The 24372-nt window shown below is 51.9% G+C and carries 26 protein-coding genes; 19 read left to right on the top strand and 7 right to left on the bottom strand.

Annotated features, from left to right (window positions below):
• Window positions 1–44 precede the first annotated feature (44 nt).
• From H8K47_RS01875 to rfaE2, 6 genes are all read left to right on the top strand, one after another.
• Entirely contained in the window at window positions 45–899 is an 855-nt protein-coding gene (locus H8K47_RS01875) for an EAL domain-containing protein (protein ID WP_186879738.1), read from the top strand.
• A 135-nt stretch (window positions 900–1034) separates the two neighbouring features.
• Window positions 1035–1895 (top strand): sulfate ABC transporter permease subunit CysT, encoded by an 861-nt coding sequence (gene cysT / locus H8K47_RS01870; RefSeq protein WP_186879737.1) that lies wholly within the window; start codon window positions 1035–1037, stop codon window positions 1893–1895.
• Entirely contained in the window at window positions 1892–2797 is a 906-nt protein-coding gene (gene cysW, locus H8K47_RS01865) for a sulfate ABC transporter permease subunit CysW (protein WP_186879736.1), read from the top strand. The genes cysT and cysW overlap by 4 nt, the downstream gene beginning before the upstream one ends.
• A gap of 21 nt (window positions 2798–2818) precedes the next feature.
• On the top strand, window positions 2819–3883 hold the full coding sequence (locus H8K47_RS01860) for a sulfate/molybdate ABC transporter ATP-binding protein (protein ID WP_186879735.1): 1065 nt from the start codon (window positions 2819–2821) through the stop codon (window positions 3881–3883).
• Between the two features lie 128 nt (window positions 3884–4011).
• Window positions 4012–4953 carry a CysB family HTH-type transcriptional regulator gene (locus H8K47_RS01855; RefSeq protein ID WP_186879734.1) on the top strand — a complete coding sequence of 314 codons (942 nt, stop codon included), beginning with the start codon at window positions 4012–4014 and terminating at the stop codon, window positions 4951–4953.
• 82 nt (window positions 4954–5035) lie between these two features.
• Window positions 5036–5527: a D-glycero-beta-D-manno-heptose 1-phosphate adenylyltransferase gene (gene rfaE2 / locus H8K47_RS01850; RefSeq protein ID WP_186879733.1), complete on the top strand. Its 492-nt coding sequence runs from the start codon at window positions 5036–5038 to the stop codon at window positions 5525–5527.
• 22 nt (window positions 5528–5549) lie between these two features.
• On the opposite strand, the gene H8K47_RS01845 is transcribed toward rfaE2, so the two are convergent.
• The 3 genes from H8K47_RS01845 to H8K47_RS01835 all read right to left on the bottom strand — a co-directional run bounded on the left by H8K47_RS01845 (window position 5550) and on the right by H8K47_RS01835 (window position 9635).
• Window positions 5550–8330 (bottom strand): GGDEF and EAL domain-containing protein, encoded by a 2781-nt coding sequence (locus H8K47_RS01845; RefSeq protein ID WP_186879732.1) that lies wholly within the window; start codon window positions 8328–8330, stop codon window positions 5550–5552.
• Between the two features lie 85 nt (window positions 8331–8415).
• Window positions 8416–8886 carry a tRNA (uridine(34)/cytosine(34)/5-carboxymethylaminomethyluridine(34)-2'-O)-methyltransferase TrmL gene (gene trmL, locus H8K47_RS01840; protein WP_186879731.1) on the bottom strand — a complete coding sequence of 157 codons (471 nt, stop codon included), beginning with the start codon at window positions 8884–8886 and terminating at the stop codon, window positions 8416–8418.
• An 8-nt stretch (window positions 8887–8894) separates the two neighbouring features.
• A complete protein-coding gene (locus H8K47_RS01835) occupies window positions 8895–9635 on the bottom strand; it encodes a ComF family protein (RefSeq protein WP_186879730.1) in 741 nt (246 codons plus the stop codon).
• Window positions 9636–9779: 144 nt separating this feature from the next.
• Between H8K47_RS01835 and H8K47_RS01830 the strand changes: the two genes are divergently transcribed.
• The 7 genes from H8K47_RS01830 to H8K47_RS01805 all read left to right on the top strand — a co-directional run bounded on the left by H8K47_RS01830 (window position 9780) and on the right by H8K47_RS01805 (window position 15584).
• Entirely contained in the window at window positions 9780–10691 is a 912-nt protein-coding gene (locus tag H8K47_RS01830; RefSeq protein WP_186879729.1) for a methyltransferase domain-containing protein, read from the top strand.
• Window positions 10692–10927: 236 nt separating this feature from the next.
• Window positions 10928–12100, top strand: coding sequence for a cytochrome c oxidase subunit II (gene coxB, locus H8K47_RS01825; RefSeq protein ID WP_186879728.1), 1173 nt, complete (start codon window positions 10928–10930; stop codon window positions 12098–12100).
• A 23-nt stretch (window positions 12101–12123) separates the two neighbouring features.
• Window positions 12124–13719, top strand: a complete 1596-nt coding sequence (gene ctaD / locus H8K47_RS01820) for a cytochrome c oxidase subunit I (protein WP_186879727.1) — start codon at window positions 12124–12126, stop codon at window positions 13717–13719.
• Window positions 13720–13763: 44 nt separating this feature from the next.
• Window positions 13764–13871, top strand: a complete 108-nt coding sequence (locus H8K47_RS18155; protein ID WP_222612708.1) for a cytochrome oxidase small assembly protein — start codon at window positions 13764–13766, stop codon at window positions 13869–13871.
• A 12-nt stretch (window positions 13872–13883) separates the two neighbouring features.
• On the top strand, window positions 13884–14471 hold the full coding sequence (locus H8K47_RS01815) for a cytochrome c oxidase assembly protein (RefSeq protein ID WP_186879726.1): 588 nt from the start codon (window positions 13884–13886) through the stop codon (window positions 14469–14471).
• Window positions 14472–14478: 7 nt separating this feature from the next.
• Window positions 14479–14691 (top strand): DUF2970 domain-containing protein, encoded by a 213-nt coding sequence (locus H8K47_RS01810; protein WP_186879725.1) that lies wholly within the window; start codon window positions 14479–14481, stop codon window positions 14689–14691.
• A gap of 32 nt (window positions 14692–14723) precedes the next feature.
• Window positions 14724–15584: a cytochrome c oxidase subunit 3 gene (locus H8K47_RS01805; protein WP_186879724.1), complete on the top strand. Its 861-nt coding sequence runs from the start codon at window positions 14724–14726 to the stop codon at window positions 15582–15584.
• A 122-nt stretch (window positions 15585–15706) separates the two neighbouring features.
• Here the strand turns inward: H8K47_RS01805 and H8K47_RS01800 are convergent, their stop codons facing one another.
• Window positions 15707–15907 carry a twin transmembrane helix small protein gene (locus tag H8K47_RS01800; RefSeq protein ID WP_186879723.1) on the bottom strand — a complete coding sequence of 67 codons (201 nt, stop codon included), beginning with the start codon at window positions 15905–15907 and terminating at the stop codon, window positions 15707–15709.
• A 142-nt stretch (window positions 15908–16049) separates the two neighbouring features.
• Here H8K47_RS01800 and H8K47_RS01795 point away from each other — a divergent pair, with 142 nt between their 5' ends.
• The 5 genes from H8K47_RS01795 (at window position 16050) to H8K47_RS18240 (ending at window position 20280) form a co-directional block, all read left to right on the top strand.
• A complete protein-coding gene (locus H8K47_RS01795; protein WP_186879722.1) occupies window positions 16050–16769 on the top strand; it encodes an SURF1 family protein in 720 nt (239 codons plus the stop codon).
• Window positions 16744–17346, top strand: a complete 603-nt coding sequence (locus H8K47_RS01790) for an SCO family protein (protein ID WP_186879721.1) — start codon at window positions 16744–16746, stop codon at window positions 17344–17346. The genes H8K47_RS01795 and H8K47_RS01790 overlap by 26 nt, the downstream gene beginning before the upstream one ends.
• A 2-nt stretch (window positions 17347–17348) precedes the next feature.
• On the top strand, window positions 17349–18437 hold the full coding sequence (locus H8K47_RS01785; RefSeq protein ID WP_186879720.1) for a COX15/CtaA family protein: 1089 nt from the start codon (window positions 17349–17351) through the stop codon (window positions 18435–18437).
• A 4-nt stretch (window positions 18438–18441) separates the two neighbouring features.
• Window positions 18442–19326, top strand: coding sequence for a heme o synthase (gene cyoE, locus H8K47_RS01780; RefSeq protein WP_186879719.1), 885 nt, complete (start codon window positions 18442–18444; stop codon window positions 19324–19326).
• A gap of 405 nt (window positions 19327–19731) precedes the next feature.
• Window positions 19732–20280 carry an SCO family protein gene (locus H8K47_RS18240; RefSeq protein WP_230405194.1) on the top strand — a complete coding sequence of 183 codons (549 nt, stop codon included), beginning with the start codon at window positions 19732–19734 and terminating at the stop codon, window positions 20278–20280.
• Between the two features lie 89 nt (window positions 20281–20369).
• Here the strand turns inward: H8K47_RS18240 and H8K47_RS01770 are convergent, their stop codons facing one another.
• Genes H8K47_RS01770 through H8K47_RS01760 form a run of 3 tightly spaced genes read right to left on the bottom strand, consistent with a single transcriptional unit; the run spans window position 20370 to window position 22836 of the window.
• Window positions 20370–20957 (bottom strand): hypothetical protein, encoded by a 588-nt coding sequence (locus tag H8K47_RS01770; RefSeq protein WP_186879717.1) that lies wholly within the window; start codon window positions 20955–20957, stop codon window positions 20370–20372.
• Window positions 20954–22114 carry a M48 family metallopeptidase gene (locus H8K47_RS01765; protein WP_186879716.1) on the bottom strand — a complete coding sequence of 387 codons (1161 nt, stop codon included), beginning with the start codon at window positions 22112–22114 and terminating at the stop codon, window positions 20954–20956. Before H8K47_RS01765 ends, H8K47_RS01770 begins: the two co-directional genes overlap by 4 nt.
• Window positions 22111–22836 carry a hypothetical protein gene (locus H8K47_RS01760; protein WP_186879715.1) on the bottom strand — a complete coding sequence of 242 codons (726 nt, stop codon included), beginning with the start codon at window positions 22834–22836 and terminating at the stop codon, window positions 22111–22113. Before H8K47_RS01760 ends, H8K47_RS01765 begins: the two co-directional genes overlap by 4 nt.
• A gap of 372 nt (window positions 22837–23208) precedes the next feature.
• Between H8K47_RS01760 and H8K47_RS01755 the strand changes: the two genes are divergently transcribed.
• Entirely contained in the window at window positions 23209–24303 is a 1095-nt protein-coding gene (locus H8K47_RS01755) for a patatin-like phospholipase family protein (RefSeq protein WP_186879714.1), read from the top strand.
• The last annotated feature ends 69 nt before the right edge of the window (window positions 24304–24372 follow it).

Here is a 24372-nt window from a genome sequence, read left to right as displayed (position 1 = left end):
TCAAAGTGATTGCCTGTGATATGGCACAAACAGGAGAAATTTTTATGCATTATCCAACTTTGCAACACTATTTGAGCCGTTTGCAAAGCGCACTGTCGAATTCCCAGTTGTGGCTGGATGAACAGGGACGCGCACGCGGACGCTATTTCAACGCCAGTCTGACCACGGCTTTTCAGGCGATACGCAGCGGTCAGGATCAGCAAGTGATTGCCTATGAAGCCTATGCACGCAGTTTCGATCCGACCGATCAGGGTTTAAATGTATGGCGCCTGCTGGAGTTTGTGGCAAACGATGAAGAGTCGGTTGAGCTGGATCGCTTGTGCCGCTTATTGCACACCATGAATTTTTACCGTCAGTCCGGGGTACGTCAGCTTGACCTGTATCTGAGTGTGCACAGTCGTTTGCTGGCCGCGATAGAAGGCAATCACGGCATGGCATTCCGCCGTATTCTGGATGTGCTGGAATTGCCGCATCAGCACATCATTTTGCAGATGCCTGCCGCCACGGCCAGCCAGCGTTGGGTGCTCGCGCATGTCGTGGAAAACTATCGCCGCAATGGCTTCCGGGTCGGCGTCAATGCAGCCAATCTGGAGCAGGCCATCGACCTGTTACAGCGGGTCAGGCCGGATGCGATCAAGATCGATATTTATGCTGCCAACCGTCCTGAATTGCAAATCAATTTGCTGGAACAGGCTGAGCGTGCACAATGCCAGGTCATTTTTAAACGCATAGAGCAGCAAGAAAAGTTCGACGCATTGCAAAACAGTCACGGTACCGCCAGCCCTTACCTGGTGCAGGGTTTTTTATTCGATATCCCGGCGGCTGAATTACCCGTCACGACCAGTTTTACCCAAACTTTACCTTCTGCAGTGTATGCGCAAGCCAGACAGTCAGCCTAAGCGAGGGCAGCTTAGCACCGGCAAGACTTGCTTATGCACTATTCATCTAAAGAAATAAAAAAAAAATCGTTTTTTATATATCAAATCACTGCCAAGATTCGTCATCTTTAGTTAAATCAGTAATAAAGGCTGACTATGGCATTCCTGGCATTAAGTACGCAGGCCAGAGGAAAGCGGGTCATCCCAGGGTTTCATCTGTCTCTGGGATTTACCCTGTTTTACCTCGGACTGATCGTTCTGATCCCGCTTTCTGCGGTGTTTCTCAAAACGTTTACCTTGAGTTGGGCGGATTTCGTCAACACCGTGACGTCGGATCGCGTGCTGGCGTCTTACCGGCTGACCTTTGGTGCCTCTTTTCTGGGGGCGCTGATCAACGTGGTGTTTGGTGGCATCGTAGCCTGGGTGCTGGTGCGCTATTCATTCCCGGGTAAGCGCTTTATCGATGCCCTGGTCGATTTGCCATTCGCCTTGCCGACCGCAGTAGCTGGCATCACGCTGGCGACCCTGTATGCGCCGAATGGCTGGATCGGCAAACTGCTCACACCGCTAGGCATCAAGGTGGCTTTCACACCGCTGGGTGTCTTGGTGGCGCTGACCTTTATCGGCTTGCCCTTCGTTGTACGCACGGTACAGCCGGTGCTGGAAGAGGCAGAAAAAGAATTAGAAGAAGCTGCCCTGAGTCTGGGCGCGAGTCACTGGCAGACCTTTGCCAGAGTTATCTTCCCGACGATTTTGCCTGCGCTGCTGACTGGTTTTGCACTCGCATTTGCCAGAGCGACCGGGGAATACGGTTCTGTAATTTTCATCGCAGGCAATATGCCTATGGTGTCGGAAATTACACCGCTGTTTATGATCACCAAACTCGAACAGTATGACTACGCAGGGGCTACCGCGATTGCCGTGGTGATGCTGGTACTGTCGTTTGTGATGTTATTGACGATTAATGCCTTACAAGCCTGGACGCGTCGTCGTCAGCATGCAGGGAGAGAAGAATGAGTGCGACCGTGAGTCATCTGCAAAACCCTGTTGCGCGCCGCGCCGAACCTGCAATTCAGCCTGCTGCCACGACCGAGGCACGCTGGATACGGATCGCGCTGACGCTGACTGCATTGGGATTCCTGACTTTATTTTTGTTTATTCCACTGGCTGCTGTTTTTGCTGAAGCCCTCAAGAAAGGCTGGGGCCTGTATCTGGACGCGATCCTGGAACCGGATGCCTTGTCGGCGATACGGCTCACCCTGATCGCCGCCGGCATCGCAGTGCCGTTGAATCTGGTGTTTGGCGTGGCTGCCGCCTGGACCATCGCGAAGTTTGAATTCCGCGGCAAAAGCATTTTGCTGACGTTGATCGATTTACCGTTTTCCGTGTCACCAGTGATTTCCGGTCTGATCTATGTACTGTTGTTCGGTGCGCAGGGCTGGTTTGGCGAGTGGCTGCGTGAACACGACATCAAAATTTTATTCGCGGTACCAGGCATCGTACTGGCCACTATTTTTGTCACTTTTCCGTTTGTCGCACGTGAGCTGATTCCGCTGATGCAGGCGCAGGGCAGTGAAGAGGAAGAGGCCGCGCTGGTATTGGGCGCATCGGGCTGGCAAACCTTCTGGCATGTGACTTTACCCAATATTAAATGGGGTTTGCTGTACGGCGTGATTCTGTGTAATGCACGTGCCATGGGTGAATTTGGTGCGGTGTCGGTCGTGTCCGGTCACATCCGTGGTGAAACCAATACCATGCCTTTACAAGTCGAAATTTTATACAACGAGTACAACTTTGTTGCCGCGTTTGCAGTCGCTTCCTTGCTGACTTTGCTGGCGTTGCTGACACTGGCTTTGAAGACTTTGGTGGAATGGCGCAGTCATGAACAGCGTCGTCATCAGGCTGATCAAGCCGCTTAATTCAGGCAGGAGTAAAAGAGCATGAGTATCGCAGTCAAAGAATTACACAAACGTTTCGGCAACTTCACTGCGCTCGATAACGTATCGCTGGATTTTCCAAATGGCGAGTTAACCGCTTTGTTAGGGCCATCCGGTTGCGGCAAAACGACCTTGTTACGCATCATTGCGGGTCTGGAATATGCGGATCGCGGTCAGGTCTTGCTGGACGGGCAGGATGCTTCGCAACAGCATGTGCGTGAACGTCAGGTCGGCTTTGTGTTTCAGCATTATGCGCTGTTCAAACACATGACGATTTTTGAAAACATCGCGTTCGGATTACGTGTCAAACCGCGTGCAGTCCGTCCATCAGAATCCGAAATTCGTGAGAAAGTCACGCGCCTGCTCGAGCTGGTACAACTGGACTGGCTGGCTGACCGCTATCCGCCACAGTTATCCGGCGGTCAGCGTCAGCGTATCGCGCTGGCACGGGCACTGGCCGTCGAGCCACGCGTGCTGTTGCTTGATGAGCCGTTTGGCGCACTTGATGCCAAGGTCAGAAAAGAGTTACGGCGCTGGTTAAGGCGTTTGCATGATGAATTACATGTGACCAGTATTTTTGTCACGCATGATCAGGAAGAAGCATTAGAAGTCGCGGATCAGATCGTGCTGATGAATCATGGTGTGGTCGAGCAGGTGGGTGCACCGGCTGAGGTATATCAGCATCCGGCCACGCCTTTCGTCTATGGCTTCCTTGGAAATGTGAATCTGTTCCATGGCCGCGTACATGAAGGGATTTTGGATGCCGGCGGTGTGCAATTCTCCGCACCTGGCCACGCTGATACCAAAGATGCGGTCGGTACCGGTTATGTGCGCCCGCATGAATTTGATATTGACCGTTATTCGCCGGGGGCGGAAGGTCTGGTGGTGCAATTACGCCGGGTACACAGCATCGGTCCGCTGGCGCAGCTGGAATTGGAACGCGATGACAACGGCGATCTGGTGGAAGCCATGATTTCCAGCGAGCGCTATCAGTCTCTGAATCTGAAAGTCGGTGAGGCACTGGTGCTGCGCCCGCGTCGTTTGCATGTTTTTGTCAATCAACAATAAGTACGGCAAATCTGCAACGCGGCCCCGTCTGCCAACAATAAACAAATAAAGACTGAAGCAAAATTGTTACGGCTTGGCGTTATAAGGCCAGCAGGACAGTTTTGCGCAGTTTCCAAAAGGAAGATGCTATGAATTTTCAACAATTACGTTCTATCCGCGAAGCCTCACGGCGCGGTTTTAATCTGACCGAAGTCGCGAATGTGCTGTTCACCTCTCAACCCGGCGTGAGCCGCCAGATCCGTGAGTTGGAAGAGGAGCTGGGCGTCGATATTTTCGAACGCAATGGTAAGCGCCTGACTGGTTTGACTGAGCCGGGCAAAGGTATATTGCCTATCATCGAAAGGCTGTTGCGCGAAGCTGAAAATTTGCAAAAAGCAGGTAACGAATTTTCCGATCAGACCCGCGGTACGCTGTCGATTGCGACCACTCATACCCAGGCGCGTTATGTGCTGCCGGAAGTGGTGCAAAAATTCCGTCTGGCCTATCCAGATGTGCGTATCGCCTTACAGCAAAGCAGTCCGGAACATATCGCGGAATGGGTGATTTCCGGCAAAGCGGATATCGGTATCGCCACCGAAGGTTTATCGCAATTCAAAGACCTGGTTTCTTTCGCCTGCTATGAATGGAATCACATGATTGTGGTGCCGGACGACCATCCTTTACTGAGTCAGTCACTGCTGACGCTGGAGGAATTAGCGAAATATCCTATCATCACGTACGACCGGGGTTTCACGGGGCGCAGCCACATTGATGCTGCCTTTGAGCAGGCAGGTTTGCAGGCCGATATCGTGCTGACCGCGATGGATTCTGACGTGATTCAGCAGTATGTGAGCCTGGGACTGGGTGTAGGTATCGTTGCCTCGATGGCCGTGGAAGCCAGCCGTAGCCAGGGCTTACGCACTCTGTATGGTAAGCATTTATTCACGCCGAACGTGACCCGGCTCGCCGTGCGCCGTGGCGCATATTTGCGCAGCTACACCTATGATTTTATCCGTGAATTTGCACCGGCACTGAGTAAGGAAGAAATTCACCGTGCGCTGAGTGAAGCCAGTCAGGCCGATCCTGGCTGATCCTGTCCGGGACTGAAACGGCGACTACAGGGAGCAGAGCGTGTAAAATGCGCGTTCTGCTCCTTTTTCTTTTGCACGCTTTATGGCCTCCTTCGAAGACAAAGTCTGTTCCCGCGCACAACTCACATCGCGTGTCGCTGCCTTAGAAAAACCGGTGGTGATGACCAATGGCGTATTCGATATTCTGCACCGCGGACACGTCACCTATCTGGCCCAGGCCAGGGCGCTTGGGGCTTCGCTGGTGGTAGCGGTGAATACCGATGCTTCAGTGCGGCGTCTGGGTAAAGGCGATGACCGGCCCGTCAACACAGCAGCTGATCGCATGGCCGTCTTGGCGGCACTGGAATCGGTTAGTCTGGTGGTGGAGTTCGATGAAGATACCGCCTTACAGGCCGTTGTTGCAGCGCATCCGGATTTGTATGTCAAAGGCGGCGACTACGACATGCGTGCGATTCCCGAAGGGCAGGCGGTGCTGGCGTATGGCGGCCAGGTCGCCGCGATCGATTTTGAACATGATCGCTCGACCAGTAAATTATTGGCCAAAGTGCGTGCCAGCGCTGCAGCAGACGCATAAGTCATCACTCACACTGCTTGTCTCACAACTTGCTGGCAGCTTGCCGCAGGAAGTGATCAAATTCGCTGGCTGGCAGCGGTTTCGAATACAGATAGCCCTGCACGAAATCACATTTTGCACTGCGTAGCAATTGTTCCTGTTCTGCGTTTTCCACACCTTCTGCGACGACCTGCAAACCTAGCTTGTGTGCCATCATAATGATCGCTTCACATAAGGCCATATCGCTGCTGTCTTCGCTCAGGTTGCGGACGAAGGACTGATCGATTTTGAGGTAATCGATATCGAATTTTTTCAGATAAGACAGCGCGGAATAGCCGGTGCCAAAATCATCTATCGCCACTTGTATGCCTGCGTCGCGAAAGCCAATAAGGCGTGAGGCAACTTTATTATCCGCATCCAGCAACAGGCCTTCGGTGATCTCGATATTAATGGCTTGTCCGGGTAATCCCTGCTGTTCCAGATAGGCGATCCAGCCAGTGTAGGGGCTGTTCTCGTTCTGGAATTCCACCGGTGACTGATTGATGCTGATCTGGAAGTCTGGATGTATCGTTTTGCGCCACTGGCTGACCCAGCGTACCGACTCCTGAAATACCAGTTCACCGATCGCATGGATCTGGCCGCTGCTCTCAGCAATCGGAATAAATTCCAGCGGACTGATCCAGCCTTTGTGTGGCTGATACCAGCGTATCAGGGCTTCGGCTTTACGTATGATGCCGCTATCGGTTTCCACGATAGGCTGAAAATAGACTTGCAATTGTTTGTCGGCGATGGCACTGCGTAATTCATTATTCAGGCGCAATCTGGCCAATGCTGCTGTCTGCAGATTTGGTGTGAAGTAGCTGAATCGGTTACGGCCCGCCGCTTTGGCCGCATACATGGCCTGGTCAGCGTGCTTCATCAGGTCATCCAGATTGTTGGCATCACGCGGATAGAGCGTAATTCCTATGCTGGCTGACAAATAAATTTCTTCACCCGCGACATGGAAGGGGGAGGCAAGTTGTTCGATGATTTTGCGCGCAATCTGCTCCACGCGCACGGTATCGGTCTGATCCGGCAGTGAAACCGTGAACTCATCTCCACCCAGACGAGCCACGGTATCGGTTTCGCGCACGCATAGTCGCAGACGTCTGGCAGCTTCGACCAGCAGGCTGTCGCCGGTCGCATGTCCTAGCGTATCGTTGACTTCCTTGAAAAAATCCAGATCGATGAACAGTACTGCCAGCAGGTTTTTGCGCCGCTTGCTTTGGCGCAGATTTTGTTCCAGCCTGTCGTAAAACATGCGGCGGTTGGGTAAACCAGTCAGCGGGTCAATATTGGCTTGCTGCCAGATAATGGCTTCCGATTGCTTGCGCGCCGTGATATCGAGCACGGTTCCCAGCATACGCAAGGGATTTCCCTGATCATCCCATTCCACCAGCGCGCCAACCGACAAAATCCAGACCCAGCTGCCATTGGCGTGTTTTTGCCGGAATTCCGCGCGGTATTCCGGCGCCTTGCCATTGATGTAATCCCGGAAGGCACGCTCTGACTGCGCCAGATCTTCCGGGTGTAAGCGGCGTAACCAGTTTTGCCGGTTTTCAGAAAACTGTTCCAGTGGATAGCCTAGCATTAAGGCATAGTCGGCATTGACGATCGCGATGCCGCTTTGCACGTTCAGATCGTATAGACCCTGATGCGTTGCTGACAAGGCCATGCGCAAACGTTCTTCGCTGTCACGCACATCAGCCTCGGCTTGTTTGCGTTCTGATATATCGGTGTGGGTGCCGACTACCCTGACCGGTTCGCCATGCACATTGCGCTCAATGACGGTACCGCGCGTCAGTATCCATTTCCAGCTTCCGTCTTTGCACTGTACCCGGTGTTCATTGATATACGTCGGGGTCAGCCCGTCAAAGTGCGCCTGACGGTCGGCTTGCATCTGCTCCAGATCATCCGGATGGGTGCGCCGGTCCAGCTCATCGGATAAATCCTCGATTTCATTTGGTCCATAGCCATAGATGGCCTTCAAACGGTCAGACAGAAGTTCTATGCCGGTTTGCGGATACCAGTCCCACACCCCGTCACCTGAACTTTCCAGTGCCAGTTGCCAGCGCTCCTCGTTTTGCCTGAGTTGTTGTGTCAGTTCGGCATACACAGTCACATCATGCATGATCAGGTACCAGCTGTTTTTGCGAGTCGGTGCAGCGGTTGATTCCTGGCATTCAACTGCCAGCTCGCGCTGTGGGTGCTGGGGTATTGCCTGCTTCAGGCGCAGCGTTGTATCTGGCTTTGTACTGCCATTCGAAGCCGCGTGTAGCAACTGACGCAATAGGTTGACATTGTTCAGGTCAAACAAGTCATTGAGCGACAGATGTGGCCGGACGGTGGGTAGCGCCAGCCATTGCAGCAGGGTTTGATTGACAAATAAGACGCGGCCTTCTGCACTGACTTCCAGTATTCCTATGGGCAGCGCGTGTAACAGTTGCTCGGGGTGACTGGTCTGGCATTCGGGCAGCCATTCTGCACTGCCCTCAACGACCTGTGCATCGTCCTGCAATATGTCGGCAAGCACACGCACATAGCCTTGCTGCCCACCGTGGCGCAGCGTTAACTGACACTCCAGTTCGCCTTTTTTCGCCAGCATGTGTTGTAAAGCTTGCTCCCAGGCCTGGGCAGATGCAGGCGTGAGTAAGTCAGCGATAGCATCGAAAGTTAAACGGGACGCCTGGTGCGGAATACCAATCAGCGCGCACATGCCTGCAGAACAGTGCATTTCTCTGCTGCTGGCATACCATCTCCATAAGCCGACTCTGCTCAATTGCATAGACTCCTGTGCGGTTTGCGCCGTATAGACGTAATGCAATATTGTGTCTTAAATCAACTTTTTAGTAAAAGTGAATTCAGGCTACTCAGCTCCCACCGGCAAAATCGTGTTGGCGCCAAGCCTCATACACCACAACCGCTACCGTATTTGACAAGTTCAGGCTGCGATTATCAGGTCGCATAGGCAGGCGTATGCGCTGACTAACGGGGAAAGAATCACGTAATTCCGGTGCCAGACCACGGGTTTCTGCACCAAACACAAAATAATCACCCGGTGCAAAGGCGAGTTTGGCAAAACCGGTTGAGCCATGGGTGGTCATGGCAAACATGCGGCTGCGGTCAGGTTGCTCCTGCTCCAGAAAAGCTTCCCAGTTCTTATGAACCTTCATACTTGCATAATCATGGTAATCCAGTCCGGCGCGCTTCATTTTGCTGTCATCCAGCGGAAAGCCCAGAGGCTCGATCAGATGCAGCTGGACGCCGGTATTGGCACACAGACGGATAATATTGCCGGTATTCGGCGGGATTTCTGGTTCAACCAGGACGACATGAAACATGAACTTCCTTATTCAAAATGAGGCGGTGTGCGCGCAAATACATAATTGCTGACTTGCCGGACACCATAGCGTTTCAGCATTGTAGCGATTTCATGCAGTGTCATGCCAGTGGTAATCACATCATCCACGATGGCGACATGTCTGCCCTGTAGCTGAGGTAAATAGTCGGCATCCGGACTGAAAGCCTTGGCGATATTCCTACGCCTGTCGGCTGGTGCCAGCAAGGCCTGTTGCTGAGTATGCCTTACTCTGTGTATCGCATAGGGCAGACAGGGCACACCCAGCATCGCTGCCAGCGGGCGTGCGATTTCCAGCGCTTGATTGAACCCCCTTTCCTGCAAGCGTTGCGGGCTGAGCGGAACCGGGCAGATCAAATCGGGCAGAACCAGACCGGGCTGGCGTAGTATCGCGTCACGGATTGCGCGCGCCAGCATGCTTGCCAGCGGCAGCTGATGCGCAAATTTTAAGGCCAGCACCAGTTGATCCTGAGGTGGCTGATAGTCGGTGGCGCAAATGGTGATGTCAAATGCAGGCGCTTGATGCAGGCATGCGCCACAGCGCTGATCGGCTGTGCTCAACGCGGTTCCACATTGCAGACAGGCCTTGCCGCTGCGCGGCAGCGAACTCTGCAGACAGGCTGCACACACTGCTTCCGGGCTGGCCTGACGGCACAACAGACAATTGCAGGCGGCTATCTGCCGGAATCCGGCGAGGGCGCGCAGCAGAACGGGTGGCAGATGGGTATTCATGCGTATTCAGCAGCTAATGACACAAGCGTGTAAACTCTGACCTTTACTGTAGCAGATTCCCGCAGCCGCACAGTCAGCATTCTTGCTCTGCTGCCTGGCTGGTGTGAGCGGACCACAACCCTGAATTGTTTTTTTTTGAGTCTTATGCAAAGCGCCCCCATTGATCTCCAACTGGTCTCCCGTCTGTTCTCTGATCCGGCAAAAATAGCTGCATCGGACTTTTTACGACGTGAAATCGCTGCGCGCATGCGTGACAAGCTGGAACTGGTGCGTATCAGTCCGGCGCAGGTACTGGATGCGGGTTGTGGTGCAGGAGCAGATTTGCAGGAGTTGCAAAAACTCTATCCTGAGGCACAACTCAGCGGCATGGATATCTCTGAGGCCATGCTGCAGCAGGTCAGGGAACAACAGGCGCAGGCCAGGAGTGTATTCGGTAAATTGCTGGGAAAGTGGACGCCGGTTGCTTTGCGCGGCGCGCCAGAAGCCAGTTTGTTGTGTGAGGATTTTGCCGCCACCAGCCTGGCGCCACAAAGTCTGGACCTGATCTGGTCCAATCTGGCGTTGCACTGGCATCCTGAACCCGACCGCGTTTTTAACGAATGGCGCCGCCTGCTCAGAACAGACGGTTTGCTGATGTTTTCCTGCTTCGGGCCGGATACCTTCGTCGAATTAAGGGATGTGTTTGCTGCAGTCGACAATTGGCCCCATACCTTGCCCTTCGTCGATATGCATGATTTTGGCGATATGCTGGTGAATGCGGGATTTTCCACTCCGGTGATGGACATGGAAAAGCTGACCCTGACCTATGCCAGTCCACATCAGTTATTGCAGGATGTACGTGCGCTGGGCGGTAATCCGCTGGCAACCCGTGAGCGTGGTTTGTTTGGCCGTCAACGCTACCAGCGCCTGCTGGCATTACTGGAAAAACAACGCGGCGCAGATGGCCGTATTGCGCTCAGCATAGAAGTGGTGTACGGACATGCGTTTAAACCGGTCAATACCCGCACCTCCGCAGGAGAATCCATCGTGCGCTTTGATTTGCCACGCAAAAAATAGATGTTTTTTTCAGGGAAATTTCACAATTTTTCTGAAAATCGACAACATATTTGATGTGAATTCTCATTTTGTTTGCGTTGCATCATAGAAATTGCGGAAGTATTCTGCTTGATGTGCGTTTAAATTCCGCCTTATACTCATGCCGTTGTAGAAGTTGCCAGCACGCACTTTGTAACAATATCTCCGCGTTCTGGTGATCAATTCATAAGAATTCTAATCGGGGTTTTGGGGAAATCATGAGACACGCAAAGCGATACAAATCGTTCATGCTGAGTGCTGCACTTCTGGCAACAGGAATGCCAGTCTGGGCTGTGGTCGACAGCCAGGGCGGTCCGGCCGTCCGTCAGCTGAACTTGCAAACACCGGCAACACAGATTGCCGAACAGATCTACTCCATCCACAACTTAATGTTGGGCATTTGCCTGGCGATTTTCGTTGCTGTGTTCGGAGTCATGTTTTATTCCATCCTCAAGCACAGAAAATCTCTGGGTCATAAAGCTGCGACTTTCCATGAAAGTACCGCAGTCGAGATCGCCTGGACAGTGGTGCCTTTCATCATCGTGATCGTGATGGCTTTGCCAGCGACTAAAACCGTGGTGGCCATGAAAGATACCTCCAATGCCGATATCACCATCAAAGTGACAGGCATGCAATGGAAATGGGGCTACGATTACCTCAAAGGCGATGGCGAAGGTATTTCCTTCCTGTCTACGCTGTCTACGCCACGTACCCAGATTGGTGCGCCTGGCGTCGAACCGACAGAAGCCCGTGGTGACAACTATCTGCTGGAAGTGGACAACCAGGTTGTGGTACCGGTCAATAAAAAAATCCGCTTGATCACCACGGCGAATGACGTGATCCATTCCTGGACTATCCCAGCCTTCGGCGTTAAACAGGATGCGATTCCGGGCTTTGTACGCGACACCTGGTTTAAAGCCGACAAAATTGGTGTCTATCGCGGTCAATGCGTGGAATTGTGCGGCAAAGAACATGCATTCATGCCTATCGTTGTGAATGTGGTGTCTGAAGACGACTACAAAAAATGGGTAGACGTGAAAAAGAAAGAAATGGCTGCCAAGGCGGATGATCCTGCCAAAGTCTGGACCGTGGACGAACTCAAACAACGTGGTGAAAAAGTGTATGCGTCCAACTGCGTCGCCTGCCATCAGGCGACTGGTAAAGGCGTACCGGGTGCTTTCCCGGCACTGGATGGATCGGCAGTGGTCAATGGTGAGAAAGCAGGACAAATCGGTATTTTGCTGAACGGTAAAAATGCGATGCCAGCCTGGAAATCCACTTTGTCTGAAACAGAAATTGCGGCGGTCATTACTTACACCCGCAACAGCTGGTCAAACAAAGCGGCAGAAAACATCGTCCAGCCGGCTGAAGTTCTGGCTGCGCGTAAGTAATCACAGGAATAACAGGAGACAAGATGAGCACTACTACCGTTGATCACGCTCACGATCACTCTCATGACCACGCGCACGACCATCCGCATGGTTTCCGTCGTTGGTTATTTGCCACCAACCATAAAGATATCGGCAGCCTTTACCTCTGGTTTGCATTCACTATGCTGCTGTCAGGTGGTGTGCTGGCGCTGATGATACGGGCTGAGTTATTTCAGCCGGGCTTACAACTGGTGCAGCCGGAATTCTTTAACCAGCTGACCACCATGCACGGTCTGATCATGGTGTTTGGCGCCATCATGCCGGCTTTTGTCGGTTTTGCGAACTGGATGATTCCGCTGCAAATCGGTGCTTCCGATATGGCCTTCGCGCGCATGAATAACTTTTCATTCTGGCTGATGCCACCGGCAGCCCTGCTGCTGGCGGGCTCATTCTGGGTACCGGGCGGTGCCACGGCGGCTGGCTGGACCCTGTATGCGCCGCTGTCCACGCAAATGGGACCGGGTATGGATATGGCGATTTTTGCTGTTCACATCATGGGTGCCTCATCCATTATGGGTTCGATCAATATCATCACGACCATTCTGAACATGCGCGCGCCTGGCATGACGCTGATGAAAATGCCTATGTTCTGCTGGACCTGGCTGATCACTGCCTATCTGCTGATCGCGGTGATGCCGGTACTGGCCGGTGCGATCACGATGACGCTGACTGACCGTCACTTTGGTACTTCGTTCTTCAATGCCGCCGGTGGTGGTGATCCTGTGATGTACCAACACATTTTCTGGTTCTTCGGACATCCAGAGGTGTACATCATGATTTTGCCCGCTTTCGGTATTGTGTCCCAGATCGTACCTGCATTTGCCCGTAAGCCTTTGTTCGGCTATGCATCGATGGTGTATGCAACTGCCTCCATCGCTATTCTGTCTTTCATCGTGTGGGCGCATCATATGTTCACCACCGGTATGCCAGTCACTGCACAGCTGTTTTTTATGTATGCAACCATGCTGATCTCGGTTCCTACCGGCGTGAAAGTATTTAACTGGGTAGCGACCATGTGGAAGGGATCGATGACTTTCGAGACACCGATGCTGTTCGCAGTCGGCTTCATTTTCGTCTTTACTATGGGTGGTTTCACCGGTCTGATTCTGGCGGTGACGCCTATCGATATTCAGCTGCAGGATACCTATTACGTGGTGGCGCATTTCCACTATGTGCTGGTGGCTGGTTCGCTGTTCTCGCTGTTCGCCGGTTACTACTACTGGGGACCAAAGTGGACAGGTTTCATGTACAACGAAACACGCGGCAAAATCCATTTCTGGGGTTCGCTGATTAGCTTCAATATCACTTTCTTCCCTATGCACTTCCTGGGTCTGGCTGGCATGCCGCGTCGCTATGCGGATTATCCGGCACAGTTCACAGACTGGAATATGGTAGCGACAGTGGGTGCCTTTGGCTTCGGTCTGATGCAGGTCTACTTCATCCTGGCGGTGGTGATCCCATCAATCCGGGGTGGTCAGCCGGCAGCAGCTAAACCATGGGAAGGCGCGGAAGGCCTGGAATGGACAGTACCAAGTCCGGCACCTTTCCATACCTTTGAAGAACCCCCTGTCTTTAAATGAGACCTTGAGGGCAGTGCAGGTCGTGAGGCCTGTGCTGCATGACGATGAAGAATGAAAAAAAGCCCAACAACCTTAGAACGGCGCTGATCCTGGCTTCGGTCGCACTGGTGTTTTTTATCGGTGTATTTATCAAGCAGGGAATACTGCGTTAAGCGGGTAAAGGTATGGATGAGCATACAGATCAGGTACAGGGCAATGGAGGCTTGAACCGCCGCATGTTCGGCAAATTGCTGGTGATCGCCGTCATGATGTTTGGTTTTGGTTATGCCTTAGTTCCGATTTATAAACAGATTTGCGAACTGACTGGCATTAATATCCTGACGCCTAAAGATATTTCACTCAAAGAGATCTCGAACAGCCAGGTGGATCTGAGCCGCGAAGTGACTGTGGAATTTGATGCCAATACTCAGGGTCCGTGGCGCTTCCGTCCTGTGGTGTCAAGCATGAAAGTGCATCCTGGTGAAATGGCGCAGATTGTGTACGAAGTCGTCAATAAACAGGCTGTGAAGATGGATGCGCAGGCGATACCCAGCTATGCACCGCAGCAGGCAGCCAATTATTTTAAAAAAATGGAGTGCTTCTGTTTTAAACAGCAGACGCTGGAAGCTAATGAAGCTCGGCAAATGCCAGTGGTGTTTTACATAGATACTGCCATTCCTAAAGAAGTGAAGACGATTACTTTGTCCTATACTTTCTTTGAGGTCGGTGGCAAAAACCAGTCGCTTGCGATGGCAGCGCAGGAACAGAAATGAGTCTTGAATGAGTAATTTAAAAGAAGCGGCGCAACGCAAAATGTCGTTTGTAGCGACGATGAAAGCGGTGTTTTGGTCGTTTCTGGGTATCCGTAAAAAAGGAGATTATGAACAGGATGCTGCCCAGCTCAATCCTGTCCATGTGATCATCGCAGGCATCATCGGCGCTGTGCTGTTTGTCATGACGCTGATATTTATCGTTAAACAGGTCGTCGCATAATAACAATCCGAGATACGTTTCAGGAGATGGAAATGAGTTCTTCAAAAGCCGCAGCACCTTATTACTTTGTGCCAGGTCCTTCCAAATGGCCTATTATGGCTGGCGCTTCTTTATTGCTGACGATGATAGGCGCCTCCGCCTGGGTCAATAGTGTGAGCTGGGGCTCTTATGCGAATTTCGCTGGCATCATTTTGACATTGATCGTCTTATACAACTGGTTTGGCGATGCGATTGCAGAGTCCGAGGGCGGCAAATACAGCGCGCGTATCGACGTGTCTTACCGCTGGAGTATGAGCTGGTTTATTTTTTCTGAAGTGATGTTCTTTGGTGCCTTCTTCGGTGCCTTGTTCTATGCACGCAGTATCACCATGCCATGGCTGGGCGATCTCGATCACAAGGTATTGTGGCCGGATTTTGCTGCACAATGGGGTAATACTGGTCCGGCTGGCACGGTCGAAGCCTTCAGAACCATGGGACCATTCCCTATTCCAACCATCAATACCGCATTGCTGCTGACTTCAGGAGTGACGCTGACTATCGCCCACCATGCGCTGCGTGCTGGTCAACGTGGTAAAACGGCTTTCTGGCTGTTTGCAACGGTAGTACTGGGTGCCGTGTTTATGGGCTTTCAAGCCTATGAGTACATGCATGCGTACAGCGAACTGAATTTGAAACTGACTTCCGGCATTTATGGTTCGACTTTCTTCATGCTAACCGGCTTCCATGGCTTCCACGTGACGATGGGTGCAATTATGTTGTCTGTGGTGTTGTATCGTGTACTCAAAGGTCACTTCACACCGGAGCAGCATTTTGCGTTTGAAGGTGCGGCCTGGTACTGGCACTTTGTCGACGTGGTCTGGCTCGGGTTGTACGTGGTGGTGTACTGGTTGTAAGTATCACCAGGCTTGACGACGGGCAGCCGCATCGTATCGTCGTCAAATTGAGCATCACAGGCCGCAGGTTTGCTGCGGCTTTTTTCTGTCTGCTGTATTCTGTTTTGGTTTTCCGGAAGCGCTCAGCGTATGCCGGTTGGTTGTATCCAGCCCATCTTGTTCGCGAACAGGATCAGCAGGAACAGCGTGATGGAGAATCCAACCCGGAGTGCCAGTGCGTGCACCGTACGATTACTTTTTCCCTTATCTTTCATCAGATAAACCAGTGCAGAGCCCATACTGGCAATGATTAGAAAAAAAGCGATGGCGACCAGTATTTTCATATTGAATCAGACGTTGCCGTCCCGTGAATTGAAGGATGATTGACGCCATTGCTACTCAGCTGTCAACGCGTATGCAGAAGCGTCTGCGGCCTGGCCGGAGGACATCCTTCTGTCTTGTACCTATTTTGAATTGTAATACTGAATGTCACTTTCTTTTCAATTTCGTCTGATCCCCAGTATTGCAGCCTTGCTGCTGATTTGCACAGGATTGTCGCTGGCGCAGTGGCAAACGCGGCGCGCCGAACAGCGTGAACAAGTTGCGCTGCAGCGTGAGCAGGCACAACGCGTTATCATGCCGCTCAATCTGAATCTGCATGCCTCGATCGAACCTTATACCCAATTAAGGGTGCGCGGCGAATTCCTGGCAGACTGGCCGCTGTACCTCGATAACCGGCCGCTGCATGGTGTATCTGGTCGCTATGTGCTGATGCCTTTCCGTGTTGCGGATACGGATCAGTACTTGCTGGTGGCGCGTGGCTGGCAGGCCAGAGACCCGCAAGACAGGCTGAAGCTGGCGCCGGTCAAGGTACCGCAGGGTATCATTGAGATCGTCGGAACCGCACGCAGTGGCTTTGATCATGTGATGCAACTGGGGCAGCCTGAGGCCGTGCGGCCTGGCGCGCTGTTGCAAAATATCAGCGCCAGTGAAGTCGCGCAGGCCAGTGGGAAACAGTTTTTATCCATCATGTTGGAGCAGACTTCCGATAGCGCTGACGGACTACAGCGTGACTGGGCGAAGGCCAGCAGCGGTGCGGAAAAAAACCGTGCCTATGCATTTCAATGGCTGGCTTTATCGCTCATGGTTTTTATATTTTATGTCGTGACAGGAATACGCCGTGGACAACAAGCAGCAAACAACTAAGGGACGCTGGAAATTATTATTGGTGCTGGCCGTATGCGCCGCCCCCATGATTTTTTCCTATCTGTCGTATTACGTGATTAAGCCTGAGGGAAGAACCAATTACGGGACTATTCTTGATCCGCGCCAGTACCCGATTCCCGATTTGCAGTCGCATCGTCTGGGCGATGCGCCGGATTCAGCGCAGACGGGTTTGCGCGACTATGCAGGGAAGTGGCTGTTAGTCACAATCAGTAATGCTGATTGTGATGCGTCCTGTGAAAAACGGCTGCATGATGTACGCCAGTTACGGCTGGCGCAAGGCAAGGAAATGGAGCGTATAGAGCGGGTCTGGCTGCTGACCGATCAGACACCGGTCGAAACCCGTTTATTGCGTGAATACGATGGTATGCGGGTGTTGCAGGTTGATCGTGCACGCCTGGCCGCCTGGTTGCCGGTAGCGGCTGACACGACGCTGAATGAGCACATTTATGTGATTGATCCTTTAGGTAATCTGATGATGCGTTACCCAAAAAATGCGGATCCGAATAAGATCAAAAAAGATCTCTCTAAACTGTTACGTGCTTCGGCGATAGGCTGACTATGTGGTTGCAACTTGCTTTGATTGCGCTGGCGGTGGCGACGGTGCCGCTCTGTATTATCCTGTTTTCTGCAGATTCCGATAAACACCGCAAGCTGCTGGCGGTGACGCTGGCATTGACCTTTGAACTGATTATGTTCGGTGCGTTTACCCGGCTGACGGATTCCGGTCTGGGTTGTCCCGACTGGCCAGGCTGCTATGGCCAATCCAATCCTTTCCAGGCACACAGCGATATCAAGGCGGCGGAAGCTGTGATGCCACATGGCCCGGTCACGGTCACCAAGGCCTGGATAGAAATGATACATCGCTACCTGGCCATGAGTGTTGGTCTGCTGTGTATTGCGCAAGTCGTCATGGCCTGGCGTGCACGGCGGCGCGACTATCCGCTGAGTCTGGCCATCGCCTGTTTGCTCATGGTCTGTGTACAAGGCGCATTTGGTGCCTGGACTGTCACGCTGAAGCTGCAGCCTGTGATCGTGACCACCCATCTGTTGTTAGGGATGGGACTGCTGGCCTTGCTGGCAGCGAGTCTGGAACAATATCGGTGCTTTGCCGGTTCATCCGGGCTAAGTGCTCAACCGCAGCTACAGCCTCAGTCTCTGCGTTGGCTGGCGGGCGCGGCACTGTTGTTTGTGTTTTTTCAAATTGCATTGGGCGGCTGGGTCAGTACTAACTATGCAGCCATGGCTTGCCAGGATTATCCACTCTGTCATGGCGAGATCGTCCCTCAGATGGATTTTCAGCATGGCTTTAGCCTCTGGCGTCAGTTAGGACAGACGGCAGGCGGTGACTACATCACTTACCAGGCTTTGGTTGCGATACATTGGGTACATCGGAATTTTGCCTTGCTGGTGGCGTTCGTGGTGGGCTGGGCGGCCTGGCGCGCGATGCAGGTAGATGTTTATCGTCAACTGGGGAAACTGATCTTGCTGGTTGTGCTGGCGCAAGTGGTACTGGGTATTTCTACGGTCTTGTTATCCTGGCCATTATTGCTGGCTGTTTTGCACAACGGGATGGCGGCGGCGCTGGTGCTGTTGCTGACCATGTTAAACTACCGCATCCTGCACGCACGCCGTGCTGCTGTCTATTGAACTCATGACCACACTCACTCTTCCCTCTAACCGTATCGCCCAGTACTGGGCGCTCACCAAGCCGCGCGTGACTCAGCTCGCCGTATTTTGTGCCGTGATCGGCATGTTTCTGGCGACGCCGGACTTACCTGACTGGCGCATACTGGTTGCCGCAACCATCGGTATCTGGCTGCTGGCCGGTGCCGCGTTTGCTGTCAATTGCCTGGTCGAACGCGAAGTCGATGCACGCATGGCGCGTACAGCGCGACGCGCTACTGCCCAAGGTGAAATTACCGCTCCGCAAACGCTGGTGTTTTCCGGTGTGATCGGTGGTATGGGCATGTGGGTGCTGTACAACTTTGTGAATCCACTTACGATGTGGCTGACCTTTGTCACCTTTGTCGGCTATGCGATTATTTATACCATTATCCTGAAGCCAGCCACGCCACAGAATATCGTGATTGGCGGCTTGTCCGGCGCGATGCCACCGGCACTGGGCTGGGCGGCCGTTGCCAATGATGTACCTATGCAAGCCTGGCTGCTGGTGATGATTATTTTTGTCTGGACCCCGCCGCATTTCTGGGCGCTGGCGATGTATCGTCGCGATGACTATGCGCGTTCCGGCCTGCCTATGTTGCCAGTGACGCATGGCCCTAAAATCACTTGCCTGCATATCTGGCTGTATACGATCGCTTTGTTTGCTACCAGCCTGCTGCCGTTCGCGGTACACATGAGTGGTTTAATTTATCTGGGCAGTGCTATCGTGTTAGGTGCGGTTTTCCTGTGGTATGCATGGAAAATGTACACCGACTATAACGATCTGCTGGCACGTAAAACCTTTGCCTATTCGATCATTTACCTGTCTCTGCTGTTTGCGGCCTTACTGGTCGATCACTATATTAAATTCTAGATTGTTTATTTCGGAACCTAATTTTTATTGTTGGGTAATTAAATGAAATTTAAATTATATGTTTTACTTTTTATCCTGTTCCTTTCTGGATGCTCAGTACAGGAGAGTAAGGAAGCAAAGGACTTTCTTATTTCTAATTTGAAAGATCCTGAATCAGTTCAATTTAGGAACGAAGTTTTTAATGAATATGGAGTTTGTGGAGAAGTAAACGCTAAGAATTCATTTGGAGGATATGTCGGTTTTAAGCGTTTTTACTCAATCAAAGATCCTAAAACAGGTAGCAGAACCGCATTAATTGAGAACGATAATCTACTTGTTAGCCCTAATTTAGATGCAAAAGTAAATGGAGTATCGTTTGAATCAAGTTGGACGCTTTATTGCCAAAAACAAAGCCGGTTTTCCTTTTTGGGTTGGGGGAAGGGAGACGTTGATAAGAAGTTTGTAAATACAGATTTAACTGGCCTTGATTATGCGAAAGACTTCAAGCTGACCGACCACAATGGCAAGCCCAGAACCCTGGCTGACTTCAAAGGTAAGCTGGTTCTGATCTTTTTTGGTTATACCCAATGTCCTGATGTTTGCCCGACAACCATGGTGGAAATGGCGAATGTGATGCAAAAGCTGGGGCCGGATGCAGAAAAGACCCAGGTATTGTTCGCTACCATAGACCCTGAGCGTGATACCCAGGCCTTGTTAGCGGCTTATGTACCGAATTTCGATGCGCGCTTCCTGGGCTTGTATGGTGATGCGGCGGCGACTGCCCAGGTCGCCAAGGACTTCAAAGTGTATTACCAAAAAGTACCGGGGAAAACGCCAGACAGCTACACCATGGACCATACTGCGGGGACCTATGTATTCGACCAACAGGGGCGCATACGCCTGTTCCTGCGTCATGGACAAGGTCCGGATCCTATCGTGCATGATTTAAAGCTGCTGTTAGCTAAGGCATCCTGAGCGCTATCGATCTATTCAGCTTAACTGGCCGGAAATGACTTCCGGCCTGATTGCCTTACTGCCTGCGTAGCAAAACGCGGGAGCAACAATTATGAGATGCGTGCGCTTTGCATGATCTGATTCACACGCTCGATATGACGCGTGTAAAACACCAGCTTAGGTGCCTGGTACACCATGGCATACAGTTGATTCCGGCTGATGGCCACATTGGCTGATCCCAGAATTTCGACGTTGTCGATTTTTCTAGTCACTGCATATTCAAAATGAAAGCCCTTGACGCCGCCAAACAGTGTGGGTTGCAGTTTCAGCAGCTTAAACGTGGAGCCATCACGTGTCAGCGTGCCTTCGAACAGTGCAACAATTTGTTCCGGTTGTAAGCTGGCTTTAAACACATAATTTTTCTTATCTCTGGCAGAAGCCGAAGCCGGATGGATGGCTTCATTTTCATTCAGACCGGAATAGATATCCAGTTTATCGATGGCCAGGCCTTCCATAGTCCAGGTTTCGGTGTGCGGGCCATTCATGCCTGAGACATTGATCTGATTCCAGGCCCCGCTTAAGTTCAGTTGTAAATGTTCGCCTATATTTCTGGGGCCAGCATCTATCTTCGTGGTTGTGACACAGGCTGTTGCGAGTAATACCGCAGAAAGTAAGATGCATTTCTTAAAGAGATTCATGAATTGGATTCCTCTAAATAATTTTTGACCATCAGCGCATCGGAGGCATCCGGTGCTAATTCCAGGTAACGGGAAAAACTGGCTGATGCCAGTTTTTGTTGATTTTGACCGCGAAATATAATGCCCAGGCCACGATGGGTTTCAGCCGGTTCGCTGCCAAGCGCGATCGCCGCCCGAAAATCTGCGATCGCCTTGTCCGCATCTCCAGGCAGGTTGCGTAAGCGGAAAATATCACCTCTGGCCCACAGATATTCAGCCTCAGTCGGAAAGCGGGCCGACAGACGTGACAGTAAGACGATCGATTCTTCATGGCAGCCGCGTTTGATTTCGTCTTCCAGCCAACCGTGTAAAAACGGCTTGGTTTGTTTCCGCCATTCCTGCTCGTTCAGCTGGCCACCCGCCGGGAGTTGGTTTGCCAATTGAATTAATGTGTCTTTTCTTTCGACGCTGGCCGGATGGGTGGCGAACAACATGCTGTTTTTAGAAGGGTCGCGCTCGGCTGAAGCATTGCTTTCTTCAATCAGATTGGCCCAGACTTTGGCGGCTTCGGCTGGATCATAGCCAGCCTGGCTCATCAGCGTCAGTCCGAATTCATCGGCCTGACGTTCCTGATCGCGTGAAAAAGAAAAAGAGCTGGCGACGACACTCAACGCGCCTATCAGTCCGGGCAGTCCAAATATACTTAGAAACTGCCCAAATGCCGCTTTGGACTTGGCATCACGTAAGCGATTGACGGTATGACGCTCCATATAATGCGCCAGTTCATGACCCAGAATGGCGGAAAATTGCGCTTCATTCTCCACCCTCAGCATCAGCCCGCTCCAGACTTGCATCATGCCATTCGGTGCCATATTGGCATTGAAGTAGCGATTTCTGACCAGATGCACCCTGACATCCGTGCAATGATTGCCAGCAAGCTTACAGGCAATACCCTGGATGTAGCTTTGTAAAGCTGCGTCACGTAAGGCAAACGGACTGCGGCGTAAGCGACTTTCTTCTCTGTCCATCATGGCCCATAAGCCACCCTCATCGCTGCTGATGTCTGGCTTGCTCATACGCTCGGGTATTTTCCATGGCGTATTTGCAAATGCGCTCTGCGTCAACAGCAGGCTTGCGGCCAACGCTGCGCCTGAACGTAAAAAGTAGCGGCGCTTCATTGTGGTGTCGGGAATTTATTGAGCAAGGAATCCACCGTATCCTTTGCTTTGTCCTCTTCGCGCAAATCACCGGTAGAACTGATTAACCGGTTAAACCAGACCACCCGGCCAGTGCGTAAGTCAACCAGCGAGGCATAGCCCAGTTGTGTGCCGCCGGTCAGACCAACACCCAGAAATGCCATTGCCACCATCGCGGCCTTACGCTCTGCGCTGGCATAGCTGTCGCGTACCCAGGTGAACAGCGCATAATCCGCCTGGGTTTTCTCTTGTATCGGTTTGACCGCTTCTCCCATAGACCAGTCCAGTTTACCTTCCTTGGTAGGCAGGTTGTAGCCAGAGTGACCAAAGTGATGGGTATTGATCGCCTGCGCGACGGCGGCATGCAATGCACTGATATCGCTGAAGGTATCAGCCTCTTCATTCGCCAGATCCAGGCTGACTAAACCCAGCGCACTGCGTTTTTTGAGCAAGGCCAGATTGAAGTGCCTGGTGGCGGCTTCGGTCCAGTCTGCGCGTGGTTCATTCATCCCGCCGGCGCTCATAGAAAACAGCTCGACATCGGTAGGCATCAGAACGACTTTCTCACCTTTTTTCAGACCGCTAAATCCTGCTGCAATTTGTTCCACAGCCGCTGCTGGCCCTGCGTTGAGCAGCATGAATGCGACTAATAAAACGCAACTACCCCGTCCTTGTACATAACGCTTGAAATACGAAAAACTCATGGATCGCCTCATGTTCTTTGATTGTTATTGCAAAATCAGTGTGCTGATTGTCTCGTTACCACTAAGCTGTTTTCCCGTCACGTCAGCAAGCATGTCGAATACGGATACGATGCTTGCATAACAATATTGATTGTATAACTTATCCGATAGGCAATGAGTTAACTTATTGTATTTTTATATTAAATAAGTGCTTAATGTCGATTTACCCGGCATGGGGCTGCATTGAATCTCAGTGTGACTCCCGGTGTGTTATGGAGATGAAGCAAAGCTGGGTTATGATCGGTTTCCTGGCGCGCAGGATGAGTCCTCTGTCCGGTTGAGAGTTGCGCTGGTGCGTCCGAATCAGAGTGAAGTAAATTCCAGGAAGATAGTATGTCACAGCAAAAAACCGTATTGATACTGCAAGGCGGCGGAGCTTTAGGCGCCTATCAGGCAGGCGTATTTCAGACTTTACATCAACATGGAACTGTGCCGGATTGGGTGATAGGCACTTCAATTGGTGCGATCAATAGTGCGTTGATCGCGGGCAATCCACCGGAACAGCGGCTCGCGCAATTACAGGCATTTTGGAACAGCCTGGCCCCGGATGCAGTGCACAGAGGGCAGTTCTGGCCCTGGAACAGTATGCTGAAGAACCTCAGTACCATGGGTATTTTGCTCAATGGCGTGAATGGTTTTTTCAAGCCACGACCTGGTGCAGCCTGGGATATACAGCGCACGGTTCCTTTGTCTGAGGCTGGCTTTTATGACACGTCAGAGTTGAAAGCGACACTGCAACAGTATGTCGATTTTGATTATCTCAATCAGGGGCATATGCGGCTCAGCGTCTGTGCGGTGGATCTGGATGATGGACAGAGTGTGGTGTTTGACAATACCAAACAAGTTATCACTGCCGAACACATCATGGCCAGCGGTGCCTTACCGCCTGGTTTCCCACCTGTGCTGATTGATGGCCGTGCGTATTGGGATGGCGGGGTGTATTCCAATTCACCGCTGAGCATTTTCCTGGATGAAGAAGAAAACGAAGATGCCCTGTGCTTTATGGTGGACTTGTGGGACCCGACCGAAAGCAGGCCTGCCTCGATTGCCGATGTGATGACGCGCTATAAAAACATACAGTATGCCAGCCGCTCACGGGAATTATTGATGATGCATCAGAAAATGCAGAATATGCAGCGCGCAATTCGTACGCTTACTGCGCACCTGCCAGCCTCAGCTCGCAAGGATAAGCAATTGCAGCCGCTGATGAAAATGGGCTGCGATCATACGGTGAATGTGGTGCATCTGATTATGAAAGCGCTGCCGGATGAACAGTATTTTAAAGATGTAGATTTTAGTGCCAGCACCATCCAGAGCCGCTGGCAGGCAGGTGTGCATGATTGTGAACGTGCATTGCGACACAAATCCTGGCTGCAGCCTTTGCCACCCCATGCCGGCTTGGTGATACACGAGTTGCCTCAGGATTAAAGTGCAAAGCAGGCTGCCTGCAACGGAATGTACAGCATGCAAAAAAGGCACTCATCAGAGTGCCTTTTT

This window comes from Cognatundibacterium rugosum, assembly GCF_014284365.1.
In the GTDB taxonomy this organism is placed as follows: domain Bacteria; phylum Pseudomonadota; class Gammaproteobacteria; order Burkholderiales; family Burkholderiaceae_D; genus Undibacterium; species Undibacterium rugosum.
The sequence above is the reverse complement of the archived record's forward strand: the minus strand, read 5'-3'. Positions and strand labels throughout refer to the sequence as shown.